General features: G+C 35.8%; 14 protein-coding genes. All 14 read left to right on the top strand.

Annotated features, from left to right (window positions below):
* Positions 1-1,512: ATP-binding protein (locus JFU20_RS29805; protein WP_201039316.1), on the top strand; the 1,512-nt coding region annotated here is incomplete at its 5' end.
* A 58-nt stretch (positions 1,513-1,570) separates the two neighbouring features.
* A complete protein-coding gene (locus tag JFU20_RS29800; protein WP_201039315.1) occupies positions 1,571-2,080 on the top strand; it encodes a hypothetical protein in 510 nt (169 codons plus the stop codon).
* Positions 2,077-4,797, top strand: a complete 2,721-nt coding sequence (locus tag JFU20_RS29795; protein WP_201039314.1) for a CD3337/EF1877 family mobilome membrane protein — start codon at positions 2,077-2,079, stop codon at positions 4,795-4,797. The genes JFU20_RS29800 and JFU20_RS29795 overlap by 4 nt, the downstream gene beginning before the upstream one ends.
* Before the next feature lie 53 nt (positions 4,798-4,850).
* Positions 4,851-5,249 carry a hypothetical protein gene (locus JFU20_RS29790; RefSeq protein WP_201039313.1) on the top strand — a complete coding sequence of 133 codons (399 nt, stop codon included), beginning with the start codon at positions 4,851-4,853 and terminating at the stop codon, positions 5,247-5,249.
* Positions 5,250-5,276: 27 nt separating this feature from the next.
* Positions 5,277-6,404 carry a bifunctional lytic transglycosylase/C40 family peptidase gene (locus JFU20_RS29785; RefSeq protein WP_201039312.1) on the top strand — a complete coding sequence of 376 codons (1,128 nt, stop codon included), beginning with the start codon at positions 5,277-5,279 and terminating at the stop codon, positions 6,402-6,404.
* A gap of 13 nt (positions 6,405-6,417) precedes the next feature.
* A complete protein-coding gene (locus JFU20_RS29780) occupies positions 6,418-7,011 on the top strand; it encodes a hypothetical protein (protein ID WP_078205415.1) in 594 nt (197 codons plus the stop codon).
* 177 nt (positions 7,012-7,188) lie between these two features.
* Positions 7,189-7,509, top strand: a complete 321-nt coding sequence (locus JFU20_RS29775) for a hypothetical protein (RefSeq protein ID WP_201039311.1) — start codon at positions 7,189-7,191, stop codon at positions 7,507-7,509.
* 25 nt (positions 7,510-7,534) lie between these two features.
* Positions 7,535-7,831: a hypothetical protein gene (locus tag JFU20_RS29770; protein ID WP_201039310.1), complete on the top strand. Its 297-nt coding sequence runs from the start codon at positions 7,535-7,537 to the stop codon at positions 7,829-7,831.
* A gap of 127 nt (positions 7,832-7,958) precedes the next feature.
* The gene (locus JFU20_RS29765; protein ID WP_201039309.1) at positions 7,959-8,279 is read left to right on the top strand and encodes a hypothetical protein; all 321 of its coding nucleotides are present in this window, start codon (positions 7,959-7,961) and stop codon (positions 8,277-8,279) included.
* Positions 8,280-8,311: 32 nt separating this feature from the next.
* Positions 8,312-8,524, top strand: a complete 213-nt coding sequence (locus JFU20_RS29760) for a hypothetical protein (protein ID WP_201039308.1) — start codon at positions 8,312-8,314, stop codon at positions 8,522-8,524.
* Positions 8,525-9,306: 782 nt separating this feature from the next.
* The gene (locus tag JFU20_RS29755) at positions 9,307-10,290 is read left to right on the top strand and encodes an ETX/MTX2 family pore-forming toxin (RefSeq protein WP_201039307.1); all 984 of its coding nucleotides are present in this window, start codon (positions 9,307-9,309) and stop codon (positions 10,288-10,290) included.
* Positions 10,291-10,573: 283 nt separating this feature from the next.
* Entirely contained in the window at positions 10,574-11,860 is a 1,287-nt protein-coding gene (locus tag JFU20_RS29750; protein ID WP_307838304.1) for a phosphatidylinositol-specific phospholipase C, read from the top strand.
* An 814-nt stretch (positions 11,861-12,674) separates the two neighbouring features.
* Positions 12,675-14,789, top strand: a complete 2,115-nt coding sequence (locus tag JFU20_RS29745; protein WP_201039306.1) for a phosphatidylinositol-specific phospholipase C domain-containing protein — start codon at positions 12,675-12,677, stop codon at positions 14,787-14,789.
* A gap of 830 nt (positions 14,790-15,619) precedes the next feature.
* Positions 15,620-16,492 (top strand): Rpn family recombination-promoting nuclease/putative transposase, encoded by an 873-nt coding sequence (locus JFU20_RS29740; RefSeq protein ID WP_483862123.1) that lies wholly within the window; start codon positions 15,620-15,622, stop codon positions 16,490-16,492.
* The last annotated feature ends 51 nt before the right edge of the window (positions 16,493-16,543 follow it).

Genomic DNA, 16,543 nt, shown 5'->3' with positions numbered 1-16,543 from the left:
GATCGCAAAGCAAGAGGGGTCAAAATTGTAAAAGATCGATTTGAAACAACAGGGGCACCTGGATATGAATTAAGTGTACTGTTTTGTGTATATGCCGAAGATGACAAAACCTTAAGATCACGCGTCAATACGCTGATTACAGAATATCGAAAAATGAAGATTGAGTTAGTTAATCCATATGGAGAACAGCTTGCATACTTCTACGAGTTCTTACCAGGTTCTAAACGTTATAATACGGATTTCAAATTGTTTGTGGAGCCAGGTGTGCTTGCGCAAGGAATGTTCGGGGCTACAACACAAATTGGTGACAATCAAGGGTTTTACATTGGAAAGACCAAGAAATTGAATCGTCCTGTTTTTGTCCGCCCAGAACTTGCGGCGAAAGCATTAGATAACATTGTGACAGCTTTTGAAAGTTTATCGGTTATGTTTGCGGGGCAAACAGGGAAAGGAAAATCTTTCTTAATGAACTTACTCGCCTTTTGGATTGTTATGAGTGGCGGAAGGGCATTTATAATCGATCCAAAAGGGGACCGCACAAGGTGGCCAGAATTATTGCCAGGGTTCAATGAGGATACCTTGCAAGTATGGACGCTTGGGAAGAATAAAGAGGATGCGGGCTGTTTAGACCCATTCCGAATAAGCGCAACGATAGAAGATGCGAAGAGTTTAGCACTTGAAATTTTAACGTTTTTATCAGATGTAGGCTTAGAGGATATCAGATATGACTATTTATATAAAGCCATTGAACGAGTGGCGAAAAAAGAAGACGCATGTTTAACTTTGGTTCGTGTAGAACTAGAGGATATGAAGAAAGAACCTAACTTATTGCCAACTGAATTAGAACGGTTAAACGCCCTTACAAATCGTTTAGCAACCTTAGAAGGCATCCAGCTAGGAGATTTATTGTTTGGTAGACAAGGTCAAGATTATCGCGTATTAAGCCTAGAACGTCCGTTACAAGTATTACAAATTCAACATTTACGCATTCCAAAATCAGAGGACAAGAATGAGAGTGTTACAGACAAATTATCTCGTAGTATCTTAATTGCTTTAGCGGCATTTGGTAAATCCTTAATGCATTCTGACCGTAGTATTTTCAAAGTATACCTACAGGATGAGGCGTCAAGTATTTTGAAAAACAAAGAGGGTGCGGCTTCCTCTGACAAAATCATTCGCGAAGGACGATTCCATAATATTGGCTTGTATTTAGGAACACAAAACGCATCCGATTATCAATCTGAAAACAAAGAGGTTGCAAATGTGGGTATGAAGTTCTGTTTTGCGCTGAAATACGATAAGGAAGCGGAAGAAATGTTGCGTTACTATAACTTACCGGTCACAGAAGAAAATATCTTAATGTTACGCCAGCTTAGACGCGGAGAAGCCTTGTTCCAGGATATTTTCGGGCGAACCGCTGTTGTAGAAATTGATCCTGTTTTCCAAGAATTAAAGACTGCATTTGATTCCTCTACAAAAACTGACGAAGAACGAGCGCAACAATTAGCGTAATTCGTATTACAATACAGATAAGAGTATTCTAAATTATCTGTATATGGAGGATGGAACGATGAAAAAATTACGTATGTTATCTGGATTATGTGTAGCAGGAATGTTAATGGTAACGGGTGTTGCGGGTTGCTCAAATGAAACAAAAAGTAATGCGAACCAACAAGAGAGTCAGAAAGAACGTGATATGAAAGAAGCGGATAAAGCCGCGATGGAGTATGTAAGAGCTTATATTGAAATGGATTCAAATAAAATTAATGATTTGCTATATAAGAAATACGACTTAGGTAAAGATGAGGTGATGCACCCTGGTGCTAGTAAGGGAATGAAGGAACGATATGACTTATATCGATATGACTTAAAAGAAGGAGAAAACGAGTATTACTATCGTGTGAAATACTTTGATCCTGTAGAAAATGCTCAAATGGGAAGAAAATTAAGAATGGTAAAAGATAAAAAAGATGGAAAGTGGAAAAATTATGAATGGGCATGGGACTCAAATAATAGTTTAGATTCTATTGCGGGAAGTATAGAACCAGTTCATGTTCATAAATGGGGGCAAAAGGAATGAAAAAACTTTTCTCTATTTGTATGATTCTTGTATTCTTCTTACTACCGTTAGGGCCTCATGTGGCCCTAGCGGAAGAAGATAAGCAGGAACAAAAAGGGGCGCGTATCTCTGAAAATCTGTTTAGTGGGTATACAGATGGCATTTACAAAGATAAATATTATGAGATTGATACGTACCAGCCAAAAGAAGATGAACAAAACGTATTTCAAAAAGTTGGCGGTTACTTGTTTGGTGATGACAGTGTAGGAAAAGACTTACAAAGAATGTTGTATACAACTTGTCAATGGTTTGGAAATATGGCTTTTCAACTAAGTGTGATTCTTAGTCAATTAACCATTTTCTTAGTCGATCAAGCGTTGAACCTGGATATTGTAGATGCTGTAGCGGATAAATTAGGTGCGGCTATGCAAAGCATTGCTGGTATCGAAAAAGGTGGCTTTTTATCTTCTGGTTTATTCCCAGCCATTATTGGCATTGCATGTGTGTTATCAGCGTGTTATGCGGGTTATATCTTCTTTATTAAGCGCCAGCCATCAAAAGGTTTGAGTGAGTTAGTGAAAATGGTACTTGTGATTGCTTTTATTGTTACGTACATTGGAAACGCAAGTACGATTTTAAGGAGTGCAAATACGATTAGTTCTGAAATTAGTGTAACGGTTTTAGCGAAAGCAACAGGAACGGTTGCGGGTGATCCAGGACGTTCCAAAGCGGATGCAATCTTTTCGGTGAAAAAACAGATTTGGGATTTGTTAGTTGAAAGGCCATATTTATTTTTACAGTATGGGGAAGATTCAAAAGAGAAATTGGGTGCTCAACGGGTAGATGAATTGTTGGCAAAATCACCAGGGAAAGAACGAAACGAAGTAGTTGAAAAAGAAGTGAAAAAAGGAAATCAAATGATGGTTATTTCCTCTGTAGGGGAGCGGCTGGTATTTACGATTATGTACTATGTCGTGAATACATTCGCAGGTATTCCAGTAATCGCGTTTTGTTTACTGATTGTTGCATTTCAATTATGGTTCCTTGTCATGAGTATTATCTCACCAATTGTTATGGCAGTTGCTCTATTGCCAGGACACCGCGGAGTCATTGAGAGCTGGGCTTCACAATGGATTCGCCCATTAGCATTAAAAATCTTTATGTCTGTTATGCTTGTCATCATCTTTACGATAGCAGAACTACTATACGTATTACCAGAAGCGGGCGTTGCAGGGTATGTGTCTACAATGATTTTTCAAATTCTTGTTTTTGTTCTTTGCTATCTGTTTAGAGGAAATATTATTGCGGCCTTTAGTCGAGTACGTGGCGTGTATGAAACAGTCACAAATATATCCCTTATGACTGAAAACTTTGTAGATAAAGGAAAAGAGTACGCTGGAAATACAATGTCTTATATTGGAGACAAAATGGGAGCACATTTTAACAACGCGGCTGAATTGGCGGCGGCAGGTAGTCAGATAGAAAATGCAGGAACAGACGATGAAAAGAAAAAGGCCAATCCATTAATACAAGCTGATATACCGAAAAATTTACCAGACAATCAAACAGAACAAGAAAAAGAAGAGAATAAAAAGAAAGGAAAGCTTATTTCCCTACAGGATCGTGATAAAGAAGGGAATTTACCACAGCAGGAAGAGGAAGGGAAAGAACAAGCGACACCAGGTGAAGAAGAGGCATCAATGCAACAAGGCCTTATCAGCTTAGATAAGGAAGCGTTAGAGCAAGAAATGGAAGGAAAACAAGAAGGAACAGAGGTAGAAGAATCAGAAATGGAGGTTCAACCAGAGCTTGTATCTTTAGAAGATGAGGAAATCCCAACAGGAGAAGAAACACAAGCTGGTATGGAGGCATATGAAGAAATTCAAACAGAAGTACCAGAACAAGAGGTACCACTAGAAGAAATTCCGACTGATATAGAGGTACATGAAGATGTAAAACAAGAAGTACCAGAACAAGAAATGCCATTAGAAGAGGTTCCAACTGATATGGAAGCATATGAAGAAATCAAAACAGAGGTACCAGAACAAGAAATACCACTAGAAGAAGTTCCAAGCGATATGGGAGCATATGAAGAAATCCAGACAGAAGTACCGACACAAGAAATACCATTAGAGGAAGTATCAGCAGATCATGAAGCATTTGAAAAAATCCCATCCGATATCCCACAACAAGACATTCCAACAGAAGAAATCCCGATGGATATTTCAAGAGAAGAAATACAACCAGAACAGGAAACTTCAACAAATATTCCACAACAAGAAATCTCAACACCAATTGAAACAGATGCAAATGAACCTTTAATACCAGATACAATTCGTGCAGATGTAAATGAAGAAGGTGTCATTGTCCCACGCACACCAGAAACAAGTTCTTCTATATCAAATGCAGATATTCCAGATGCTATTCCTGCCGAAGTGAATAAAGCGGGGCAAATTGTCGCTAAAAAACCTAATATAGATGTCGAGTCAACTGTACAAGTGTCGAACTCTCCTGACTCATTTATCCCAACGGAATCCGTTTCCACTTCTGATTTGGTACAAGTAAATGAGAAAGAAGTAAGCAAAAATGAGCAGATTCAAGAAAAAGCGTTAACGATCGATACGCCAGATATACAATATGGAGCTGTAGCGGCTGGAAGTGAAAATTGGATGCCTTCTACTGATCCACAGAACTTAGATAACTTAGACGATTTGGACCCACCAAAAAAAGATGAGTAGAGTCCTAGTTTATAGGACTTTACTATCTTTTTATAAAAAGGAGCGATGTAGATATGAACCAATGGAAATTAACTTGTATGAAAATGGTCAGTATCAGTATTTTTCTTTGCATCGGGTGTTTGGGATGGATGAACATAGTCATTCTTTTCATACAGAGAGAATGGCCGACAGATTTATTAGGATGGATTGGTTTAGGATTACTTATCTGGTATACGCTCATTCTTCTAACTCTACAAATTATCCATAATGAGTTGCGTTGTCGTATTGATGATCGAGTCAAACTAGCCTTTTTCATTTGGTTTGTCGGAACAGGCCATTTTGGATTATTAGATTTTATACAAAAACAGCAATCTACTGTTTTAACGGTACTATTTCCTGTTTTTGCGATTATCCCCATTCTTTTGGCACTTGTATATAGGCTGATTATTAGAAAACATTTCAATCAATCTTGAATCATTTTATAAAGGGGGAGGGATGAGATGATACCAGAAATAAAGGAAGTCGTAGACAAAACGATACAAGAAGACATTGTGCAAGAACAAAAAAAGAAGAAAAAGAAAAAATCATGGATACTGACATTACTCTTTGGGAGTTCTGCTTTTACTATAGGATTGTTTGTCTGTATTGGGTTTATTTTATTTATCATTTTGGGGCAAGGGATAGGGAAAAAAGAAGAAGGAGGACATAATACAGGTGGTGCCATTGGAACAACAACTGTACCAGCTGATGTTTTAAAATGGGAACCCCTTGTACGAAAATATGCGCAAGAATTTGGTGTAGAGCCTTATGTACCTTTAATGCTTAGCTTAATTATGCAGGAGAGCGGCGGTCAGTTGCTCGATGTTATGCAGTCCGCAGAGGGGGCTTTTAACACCAGGTATCCTAAAATTCAGAATGGTATATCTGATCCAGATTATTCTATCTGGTGTGGGGTACAAGAGTTTAAGCATGCTATTACTATAGCAAATGTACAAAGTCCTTCTGACATAAATAGGATCAAGTTAGCTTTGCAAACATATAATTTTGGTCCTGGGTTTTTAAATTATATAAACAGTCATGGTGGAGAATATACGCTTGACTTGGCCAAACAATTTGCCTTAGAACACAATGGCGGAAGAACACAATGTGGTTTCCGATCTCCTTATTGTTATGGCGATTTTAGCTATGTCGAAAAAGTATTGAAATACTATCAAGTTGGTACTGGTGGTGCTAATCCTGGGGATGGAACAGGAGATGGGCCAGCTAATGCGAAATTCAATGAAATTATGGCCTTAGTAACACCGTACGACGGTTATCCTTACGTATGGGCGGGGCGGGCACCGCCGAACTTTGATTGTTCGGGACTAATTGAATGGAGCTATAACAAAGTTGGAATTAGGATTAGTGGAACCGCTGAATCTATGTATAATGCTACAGTTCCAGTAGATAATCCAGCGCCAGGGGATCTTGTTTTCTTCCAGGGAACATATAAGGCAGGGATTTCGCATATCGGCATCTACATTGGTAATAACAAAATGTTTAACGCGGGTGGAACGCATTTACACTATGCAGATTTAAGTCAAAAATATTGGGCGGATCATTTCGTTGGAATTAGACGTGTAAGATAGGGGAGGAATAGCGATGAATAAAGGGTTTATAGGTATTTTACTATTGTTAGTTGTAGGGGTTGGCATATATGCAACCTCTACAGCCTCTAAAGTAAATGAATATCAAAAAAAATATGAAGATACAAAGAAAGAATTACAAGCGGTACAAATCCAAAATAAAAAACTAGATCAGATATTGAAAGGAAAAGAACAAAATACAGAAACACAGGTCAAAAAAGATACAGAAGGATTTTTAAAAGCCTTTTTCGTCTATGATACAGCGAAAGGAGAACGGGCATGGACGAAAATTGAGCCATTTGTGACAGATAATGCTTTAAAAATGCTTGTTCCAGCAGGAACAGACATCAATCAGCCTATTGAAAAGACGGAACCTAATAAAACAATCGTGTCTGATATTGATAAAGTCTTGTTGTACTATACAGCAGTAGATACAACACATGCCAATGTATTTGCCCGTATATGGCAAAAAATAACGGTGAATGGTGTTTCTAGTGTGACTCAAATGCCATTAGATATTTCTTTACTTTATGATAATCAAAAAAACAAGTGGGTTGTTGATGAAGCGAAGATTCAACAGCCTCTACAAGAAAAAGGCTATATCAACTAGTGGATTGAATCCATATATTGGCTCATCTAATTAGGAAAAATACGCAAAATGTTGGCGATATCTAGCGAATCAATCCAACACTATATTTGCCGAAATAAGCGGAAAGAGAGGGAGGCATAAGGAAGAATAGGGAGAGATAGGGAAGAAAGAATTGCAGGGAAGGGAATGAGGGCGGATTTGATAAATCAAAATGTATTACATCATATCGGATATGAAGTTTTGCAAGAAACGTTTGCATTAATTCGAAATGTATTTTCCTATTCAAACGAAGATGAATACAGTGTGACATATGTACGAGAAATTGCGGATGCCTTGCATAATATCCCGCATTCGATTCATAAACAGCATGATACATTTTTAGACTTTGAGTTCAAACTGTTAGAAGAAACATTAATGCAAATGGATTTTGGAAAGGTTGCCGCACAAAATGTTCCCTATTTTAAAATGTATGCGGCACGTATACAACAATTGTTACAGAAACGTTATGAAGGGGTTTAATCAAGGGGAAATGGGGCGATAAAGAATGATCGTATTTGGAATTGGGCTGTCAGTTTTGCTGATAGCCTTTTTGTTTATCCAGGTGTATCCGTTTCATGAACAAAAATTAGAACAAAGAAAATATGATGAATATGGAATTTGGATCATTATTTGTACAGGGGTATGCCTCTATGTTTCACATCATTTTTCACAAGAAAACATGTGGCAATGGGGATTGAAAATTGCTGGTGCAACTTTTTTTACAGGATTTTCAATTGGATGTGTTGGAAAACAATGCATATATGATTTTCAACACAAAAAGTTTCCATTTCAGAAAAAATGACGTTTCAGATTCGCTTGTAATCGATTTTAAATAATTCGTTAATACATTTGATATTGAATAAGGTTACGTCTTTTATTCGGTCTTTTAGGTAGGTTAAATAAGCTTTTATAGGAAAAGGGGTGTGAGAATGATTTTTTTTAAGTTTATTGCATATATTTTGCTAAGTATAGGAGTTTGTACGCTTGTTTTGGCAGGAATAGCCGCGATTGTAAAGAAACAAATCATAATCGCGAATATAAATTTGTTATTGGCCATGTATTATGTTTGTTCTGGAAGTCTTCTTTATTTGTGTACGTTGTGGGAAACACAAGATATTTTACTACAAGCCTTTTTGATTTTAATTGTAGGAATTACGATCATCCGATTAAGAAAAAGTTGGTATGTACCGCAAATGCGTATCCGTCTTCAAAAACTACAGGAGCAAGCGACAAATAAGAATGATCTGTGAGGAAATCTAGGGAAAAAAGGAGTGGAGAAATCTTGATACATCAATATGAATTGAATTTTTCAGTGATGTATAGTGGCAAGGTAACAGACTCACAATCTACGATTATTCCAGCACGTTCTTTAGAGGAAGCAAATGAAAAATTACAATCAGAAGTAAAGCGGCGATTAGGAAAATGTAGTATAAAAGTTAACGCGGCAAGTTTATGTGTTTCAGAGGATAGTCGGTATGCAATCGAACAAAAATAAAAGGGGAAAAGTCTTGTTTCTACAGCAAGGCTTTTTTATTATTTTATGAGCTGACATTGACGTGAAATTTCTTATTGTAAAAGGGGATTAAGTTGCGGTTTTGAAAGCTGTATAATCTTTTGTTTTTTTGAGAGGAAAAGTTTAAAAAACGTTGAAATGACAAAGATTTTTCATGATCCAGGTATATGTACTTAAGTTATGCACTTTAAAATAGACTTAAGCACACATATCTAGGTATATGTGCTTAAAGGTATGTGCCTATTAGGGGTACGGAAACGATTCAGGGAATGAGGGGCCACTCTGGAAGTTTATTCCTCTAATTGTTTCCGTACCCAGCCGACCTAAAAAGTAAAACTAAGTTCATGTTTTTTTATAATTAGTAAAATAGACAGTTAAATATTCATATAAAAAAACCTTTGTATCAGTACATACACATGATACAAAGGTTTTTTATGGGTTTAACATTTTCTTAGTTTTGTAAAACTCATTTTATCGTCTTCACATATATGACTTTCTAAAAATCCTAAAATAAAAACAAGACTAAAACGAATACCCAAATAATTTATTTCAGCCAATTTTTAAGCATTCGCAAAAGTATACTTTTACAGACGTTTTGTATTTCCATTTTTCATTTGCAAAATGGATTGTAAGATTGGGTCTTTCAATCCATAGATTCCTATTAAATTTCTCAATACATATTAGCAAACCAAAAAATCTAAATACTGTAAAAAATAGTATGATATGTATGAAATTTATTTTTATTAAAAGGGGATGTTAGAGTAATGGAAAATGACGCGAAGAGTATAAATCAAACGGGTAATCGGGCTGAGAACAGAGAAGTTTCAATAAAAGCAGAAGAACTTAACTTAGAACAGATTTTACACAAAATCGGAAATGCACCAATAGGTCAACTTATTAACTATGATTATACTTTATATTCACACTATAACACTACAATTTGGAAAGAAGATCGATTTCATCCTTTCCCAGTTTCGCCTAAATTAGCTCCTACATCAGGGAATTTACCATCTCCCGCAAAATATGCTAAATTAGATGGTTTGCAGTTAAAAGACGTAAAGTTGGTAGCAAACCCAGCCGATTTATTTACGACATTCAAGCCGTTTTACATGGCTGTTGGTAATTTCGAGAACAAAACATCTAATCAACAAACTTATCAAACCATAGAGTTTTCTGAAACGATAACGGATTCGACAACCATTACTAAAACTAAGACGCTAAAAACAGGAACCGAAGTTTCAACGAAAGCTGAGTTGGATGTATTCGGTTTAGGTGGTGTAGAAGTCACAGCCAAAGTAACAGTAGAAGGAACGTGGTCAGATTCGAATGCAGAGACAAAAACAACTACAAGAACTTTAAGAATTCCTCCTATGTCTGTACTCGTGGACCCTGGAAAAGGGGTAAGAGTACAGGCTGAAGTACTAAAAGGTGAATTGAAAAATATAAACTTAAAAGCAAATGCATTGTTGCAAGGTCCCTATATCTGGAATAATTATTACCATGATTATAAAGGCGATATATACGGATTCTTAAAAACAATACAAATAACTTATAATAAGCAATTTAATGAAATTACTGGTGGTGGAATTTTGTTTGATGACGCATCAAAAAGCACAATTGCTCAAGGATTGAGTTTATTAAGTGCCGATGTAACATCAAGCTCGTATCGGGTTGTTTTAGAAGAATACGATTTAAAAACAGGGAACACAACAAAAACCACGCCAATAAAAACGTATCAATTGAAATGATTCTAGGTAATTACTCAGTAACTAAATATTAGATACGAGGAATAAATCACCACAGCTGAATAATTTTTCAATTTTGCAAAGGAAGAATCCAAAATGGACTCGATTTTAATTTTGTACTTTCGTCTTTAAATAACTAATAATTTCTCAATATGGATATTATGGTTATTTTTATCAGTAATGTTCTCAACTGGAATTCATTTATCTATACTTATGGAGTACTACAGGATTGGAAAAATAAATAGAGGACGGTTGTTTTAAACTTATTCAAAGGAGTGATTTAATAGTGACGAATGGAAAAAAGCAGTATTCTGATGCAGTAAGTAATCCCCCATCACCAAAATGGAGCAAAAGCGAATATAACAACTATCGTAACGGCTATGCGTATGATGCGAATATTGGATATGAAAACAAAAATTGGATGAATGAACTTCGAGGTGAAACAAAAATTAGTCAGTTATCTATTCCTGGTACACATGGATCGATTGCTTTGCATGGCGTCACCGGTGCTGATCGTTGGGTGATAAACCAAAGAATGTCCATTACAACACAATTGAATTCTGGTATTCGCTATTTAGATATACGTGCTAGAAGGACTGGAACTGCCTTTGCCATGCATCATGGCGCGGCGTATCAAAAGAAAATGTTTGGTGATATTTTAAACGAAGTCACTGCATTTTTACGTCAACATCCAAGGGAAACAGTTTTGATGCGTTTAAAAGAAGAGCATACACCGGAAGATGGTTCTCGCTCATTTGAAGAAATATTAAAAGGGTATTGGGATAATCCTAGTTATAAAAATTATTTTTGGCAACCAGCTGGCTCGGGAAATGGCTCTGGCGTTAACGCTAATCCAGAATTAACGGACGTAAGAGGAAAAATTGTACTTTTACAACAGTTCGCAGTTTCTAAGGCATACGGTATTAACTATTCAAACCTTGAAAAACAAGACCACGATAACGTTAGATTTAGCATGGATGGTATGTATGCAAAGTGGACTGCGGTAAAGAATCATTTAATCAAGGCTAACAGTGATCAAAACAAAATCTACCTCAACCATCTCAGTGGAAATGGTGGTCCCAGTGGTGGAGCCGCTCCTCAGTTCGTTGCCAGCGCATATGGAGGTGATGGCGAACCACTAATGGGAACGGGCAGTCCTAGTCAGTATCCCGATTTTCCAACAGAAAATTATAGGCTTTATTATGGTGGAATGAATATAATGACTAACCAATACATCCCAAGATCAGGACTTCATCATACTGGTATCGTTGCAGCTGACTTCCCAGGCAAAGGGCTAGTTGAACGTATTATTAGACTGAATGATAAACATATTGCTGATATTAGACATATTTCAATAAGCGTTGAAATACCTGCAAATTCCGCAGCAAAACTTACAGTGTATTCAACTACAGGTGCTACCATAGGACAACAGTTTATGGGGAATCCAAATCCAGTAGAAATAAATGTATCTTTCTCTTTTAGCATTCCAGATGAAGTGATATACGATAAATATACCTTAGAGATATCCCCTTTAAATACTAGAAAAAGAGAATTATTAGCTGAATTATTCTAAAAACTGACTTATCAACATTTATTAGTCACTAAGTTAGGTAAATATTAGAATTTGTCAGCATATATGGTCATCCTTACTAAAAAACATACTGTCGTGTTTAGAGCACCTTGGAACAGGTGCTCCTTTTCAATTGTAACTTTGTTGAAAAAATTATTCGGTTATATGGTGACCCCTATTGGGGCATTCCATAGATTGTTTTGTAAGTACATAACAGATCGGCACCTCATTCCTTGAATCGTTTCCCTATCCTGAAAAATAATAAAATCAATGCTATGAAAGTAAACCTTTGGGTAAAAGTTTACATTCGGGTTTTGAATCATTTATAGCTAATTTTGTAATAAATTTCTCAATATAGATATAGATGTTAAATATGGGTTTCATATCGAAAATTAACAAAAAATATAATATTATAAATATTAAGATGGTTTTTGCCTTTGTTTTTCCCTTATGCTTAAAGATAAGATCGTACTCTCCGATCTTATCTTTTTTATTTGTGGATTATAAAAACAAGGTTACAACCATTCTTGTTCGTAAAACACTATTTGAGGAAAACAGACGTATCAAGGATTCTTATTATCTTTAGATGTACCAAAATAAAAAAATTCGTAAAGTTATAATTTTACAGATATCTTCTTGTTAGTTTGCACTCTAAATTTTTTATTCGAGTTTCATATTTGAAAAGAATTTCTCAATATGGATAGAATGGTTATTCGTATTGTGAATATTCTAAATAAAAAGTTATTAATCTATGATTATTGTGTATCATCAGTATTAGGGAAATGAATAATAATTAAGTAGAGGAAGGTAATATAATATGGAATCAAATGTAAACGATATTGAAATTGCGAATAATGAAAAAGGGTATTCTCATGATTCTAATATTGGTTATTCGAATCCAAATTGGATGAATAAAATTAGTGGGAATGTAAAAATAAGTGAACTGTCTATACCTGGAACCCATAATTCCATGTCACGATATGGTGGTGGAGGACTATATCCCGATGACTATATTAAAACGCAAACAATGGATTTGAACACACAATTAAATTCTGGTATTCGATATTTGGATATTCGTTTACGAAAAGAATCGAATACTCTCTTTAGGGCTTATCATGGATCTGTTAATCAAAATGCAAGTTTTAGTGGCGATATTTTAGATAAAATCACTGCATTTTTAAGAACAAATCCAGGAGAGACAGTATTTATGCGAGTGAAAAATGAGTGTGATGGACCTGGTACAGGAAAATGTACAGACGTAAGCACGACAAAAACGTGGGCTCAAATTTTTGAAGATAGCTATTATAACAACGCTAGCTATAGTAATTATTTTTGGAAAGGTATATCGGATAATCCGACGCTAAATGAAGTGAGAGGAAAAATCATAGTATTTTCAAATTTTCCAACAGACGGAAAAAGATTGGGTATTCCGTATAGTAGTATACAAAGGCAAGACCAGTTTGATGTAGATTATGACGCTGATGCGATGTATGCGAAATGGACTGCAGTAAAACAACATTTACAAAGTGCAAATGCAAATAATGGGCAAGCAAAGTATTTAAATTATTTAAGCGGTAACGGAACTTGGAAATTTTTCACAAAGGGAGCTGCGCCTTATTTTGTAGCAAGTGGATATGAGAGTCCTACTGCTGGAGTGGGTAAAGTAATTACCACACACCCCACTGATAAGTGGCCCGATTATCCAAAGGATTTCTATGGTTACGCAAAACTTTATGGGGGAACCAATATTTTAACAACTGAGTGGATTTCTAAACTCGGGTTGAATCATACGGGAATCATCGCCGCAGATTTCCCTGGTAAAGGGTTAATTGATCGTGTCATTCGGTTGAATGAAAGACACAATACTGGAGATATTCGCTACATAACGCCAAAAGGGTCTACAGGCTTACGTGTTGGATTCGGTGGGGATGCATATTTACGTAATCATTATGTAGTATATCGAAACGGCGAATATATCGGTGAAGTCGTTAACGGAAATCCTTATTATAGTTATTGGGATAAAACGGATGTGGGACACGATCTTAGATTTGAAAATTTAATCCTATTTACGGGTGATAAGATTGATGTTTTTGTAAAGAATGGAAGCAATCTAACGCTACTTAAAAGTCAAACGCTAACTGTAGATGAACAGGAAGGCGAAGAAGTAAGAATACCTGATGGCAAATATAGAATTATTTCCGCTTTAAACAATAGCAGTGAAGTGGCTATGCAGACATCACTTTCAAATAATAGGTACAATGTAGTTCTATGGGGGCATACGAACAGGGAACTGAATGGACAATGGAATTTGGTATATGATTCCAATAAAAAAGCATATCAACTTAAAAGTGCATGGAAAATAGATGAAGCATTAACTTGGACTCGGGATTCAATCAACGTGTATACTTCACCTTCTATGGGGACGTATGATGAAGCTTATTGGATTTTAAAACGAGCTGGGAATGGATACCTGTATTTAGAAAACAAAGCCAGTAAAACGGTATTAGACGTAACTGGTGGAGGAACTGCAAATGGCACGAACATCAATGTATGGGGACAGGTACAAGGGGCACAAAACCAAATATTCAAGTTGATTCAACGAAACGAAAAATTAGAAGGACAAATTGATTCTTTGTACAGACCACAACCTGGTCAAAATAATAGATCCAGTGGTAATTTCTCATTGGGGCATCTTGCTGACGGCACAAGAGTTCAAGTTTCGATAGAAGGGGCTGGTGCAATAGCACTTACATTCAGAGTGATGGAGGATAGACCAGCTGATACAGATCCTACAATTTGGTCAAATGTTAAACATGGTTCTATCGTAACAGTTCCTTCAGGTGCAGCTAAAAGTAGGCTGTATATTGCTAATCCAGGTGGATATTCAGGGAATGGGACTTTTAAAGTGAAATTCCAAACTTTACAAAATTAACAAAACAAGAACTGAGCAAACACTGCTCAGTTCTTGTTTAGGTTCTGGTGAGTGACCGCCAAGCCTTGAACATATTCACTTGTTTCTACAGCAACACTTTGAGGTTTTTTGAATGATACCCCACTTTTAATCCATACATAATCACTGAATGATGCACTACCAAAAGAAGTTGTTTTTAATGCTAAAGGATTAATTGTATTATTTTGAGACCCAATTAGAGGCGTAGACGAAAGCTGTGGATTGAATTGAGCCAGTTCTTCTTTATTATAGACTTTAACTAAATTTTGATCTTTATCATAAATTTCAATTTTAAAATCTTCGCTGACTTGTGTGTGTGATAAATTTGTCTGTTCATAATTTACACCATTAGCAGGAAGTGTTTTGGTTCTTCTGCAAAAGCGGAAGTTGAAGGGATTAAAACACCCAATGCTAAAGCTCCTACACCTAATTTACCTAGTTTCTTTTTCAACATACTATCATTCTCTCATTCATATTTTTTTATAATATAAAAAGTCGAGATATTATGTATTTCATAGCTAGTCTTGTATCCCTTATATTCATCATACATTAGTTGGTATAGTTTAGGGATTATTTTTTGCAAAATATTCAATAATTTGATAAATTTGTCTAATATCCGAAAATATTTGTTGAATTAATTGTATTGTATAATAAATTCAAGTTTTTCTTACAATCAAAAATTGTTCATTCTATGCAACAAACGCTATAAACAAGCTCTTATGTATATTTACGTAAGAGCTTGTTTGCATGCGTATCACTCTTTTATGTACAATGAAAGAAAAACATCTTATGAGATGGGGAGAGGAAAACCCATGTCCAACCAACAATTAGTGAATTTACGCATTGATTTTGCTTTTAAACAATTATTTGGCACAAGTGGAAATGAAGATATTCTAATTGCTTTTTTAAATGCCATGTTACAAGGTTCTTTAGAATCCCCTATTGTTTCCTTGCAATTAGAAGACCCACACTTGCATCGAGAACATGAAGAGGATAAATTATCGATTTTAGATATTTCCGCAACATTAGATATGGGAACAAAGGTAAATGTAGAAATACAGCTAAATAATAATCATGATATGATTAAACGAAGTTTATATTACTGGGGAAGACTATACACATCCCAACTTCAAAAAGGAATGCCATATAGTTCTCTTCATAAAACAATTACGATTAATTTGTTGAATTTCGTTATGTTTCCTGAATACGAGGCATTCCATACAACAGGAATCCTATGGAATCAACAACAGCAAAAGATATTGAGTAGTGATATCGAAGTTCACATTGTGGAGATTCCAAAACTCATGCAACAGTGGCGGAATGAACAAGTAAATCCCTGGGAAGATTCATTTGTTCGTTGGTTGTTATTACTTCCAGCGAATGAGGATGAAAAATTAACCCAAACATTGGAGGATATTGCGATGAACCAAGACCCGATTTTACAAAAAGCAATAAATAAATGGGAACGTATGAGTCAAGATTCTTCTTTCCGACAAGCATATGAAGCAAGGGAAAAAGTTCTGATGGATGAGGCCGCAAAATTTGCTCATGCAGAACAAAAAGGGATTGAAAAAGGGAAAATGCAACTGATACGTGGTATGCACAAAAACGGAATGCCAATAGAAGATATTGCAAAGTTTACGAATTTAAGGATAGAAGAAATACGAAACATTTTACAAGTCTAAATGATTAAAAAATAACACCTACAATGTAGGTGTTATTTTTTAGTGGCCACC

Origin of the sequence: Bacillus sp. TH30 (assembly GCF_016650875.1) — a bacterium.
GTDB lineage: Bacteria > Bacillota > Bacilli > Bacillales > Bacillaceae_G > Bacillus_A > Bacillus_A mycoides.
The sequence above is the reverse complement of the archived record's forward strand: the minus strand, read 5'-3'. Positions and strand labels throughout refer to the sequence as shown.

Excerpts from the sequence above, each read along its gene's own strand:
- JFU20_RS29800 (WP_201039315.1), top strand. The coding sequence starts at position 1,571 with ATGAAAAAATTACGTATGTTATCTGGATTATGTGTAGCAGGAATGTTA.
- JFU20_RS29795 (WP_201039314.1), top strand. The coding sequence starts at position 2,077 with ATGAAAAAACTTTTCTCTATTTGTATGATTCTTGTATTCTTCTTACTA.
- JFU20_RS29790 (WP_201039313.1), top strand. The coding sequence starts at position 4,851 with ATGAACCAATGGAAATTAACTTGTATGAAAATGGTCAGTATCAGTATT.
- JFU20_RS29785 (WP_201039312.1), top strand. The coding sequence starts at position 5,277 with ATGATACCAGAAATAAAGGAAGTCGTAGACAAAACGATACAAGAAGAC.
- JFU20_RS29780 (WP_078205415.1), top strand. The coding sequence starts at position 6,418 with ATGAATAAAGGGTTTATAGGTATTTTACTATTGTTAGTTGTAGGGGTT.
- JFU20_RS29770 (WP_201039310.1), top strand. The coding sequence starts at position 7,535 with ATGATCGTATTTGGAATTGGGCTGTCAGTTTTGCTGATAGCCTTTTTG.
- JFU20_RS29765 (WP_201039309.1), top strand. The coding sequence starts at position 7,959 with ATGATTTTTTTTAAGTTTATTGCATATATTTTGCTAAGTATAGGAGTT.
- JFU20_RS29755 (WP_201039307.1), top strand. The coding sequence starts at position 9,307 with ATGGAAAATGACGCGAAGAGTATAAATCAAACGGGTAATCGGGCTGAG.
- JFU20_RS29745 (WP_201039306.1), top strand. The coding sequence starts at position 12,675 with ATGGAATCAAATGTAAACGATATTGAAATTGCGAATAATGAAAAAGGG.
- JFU20_RS29740 (WP_483862123.1), top strand. The coding sequence starts at position 15,620 with ATGTCCAACCAACAATTAGTGAATTTACGCATTGATTTTGCTTTTAAA.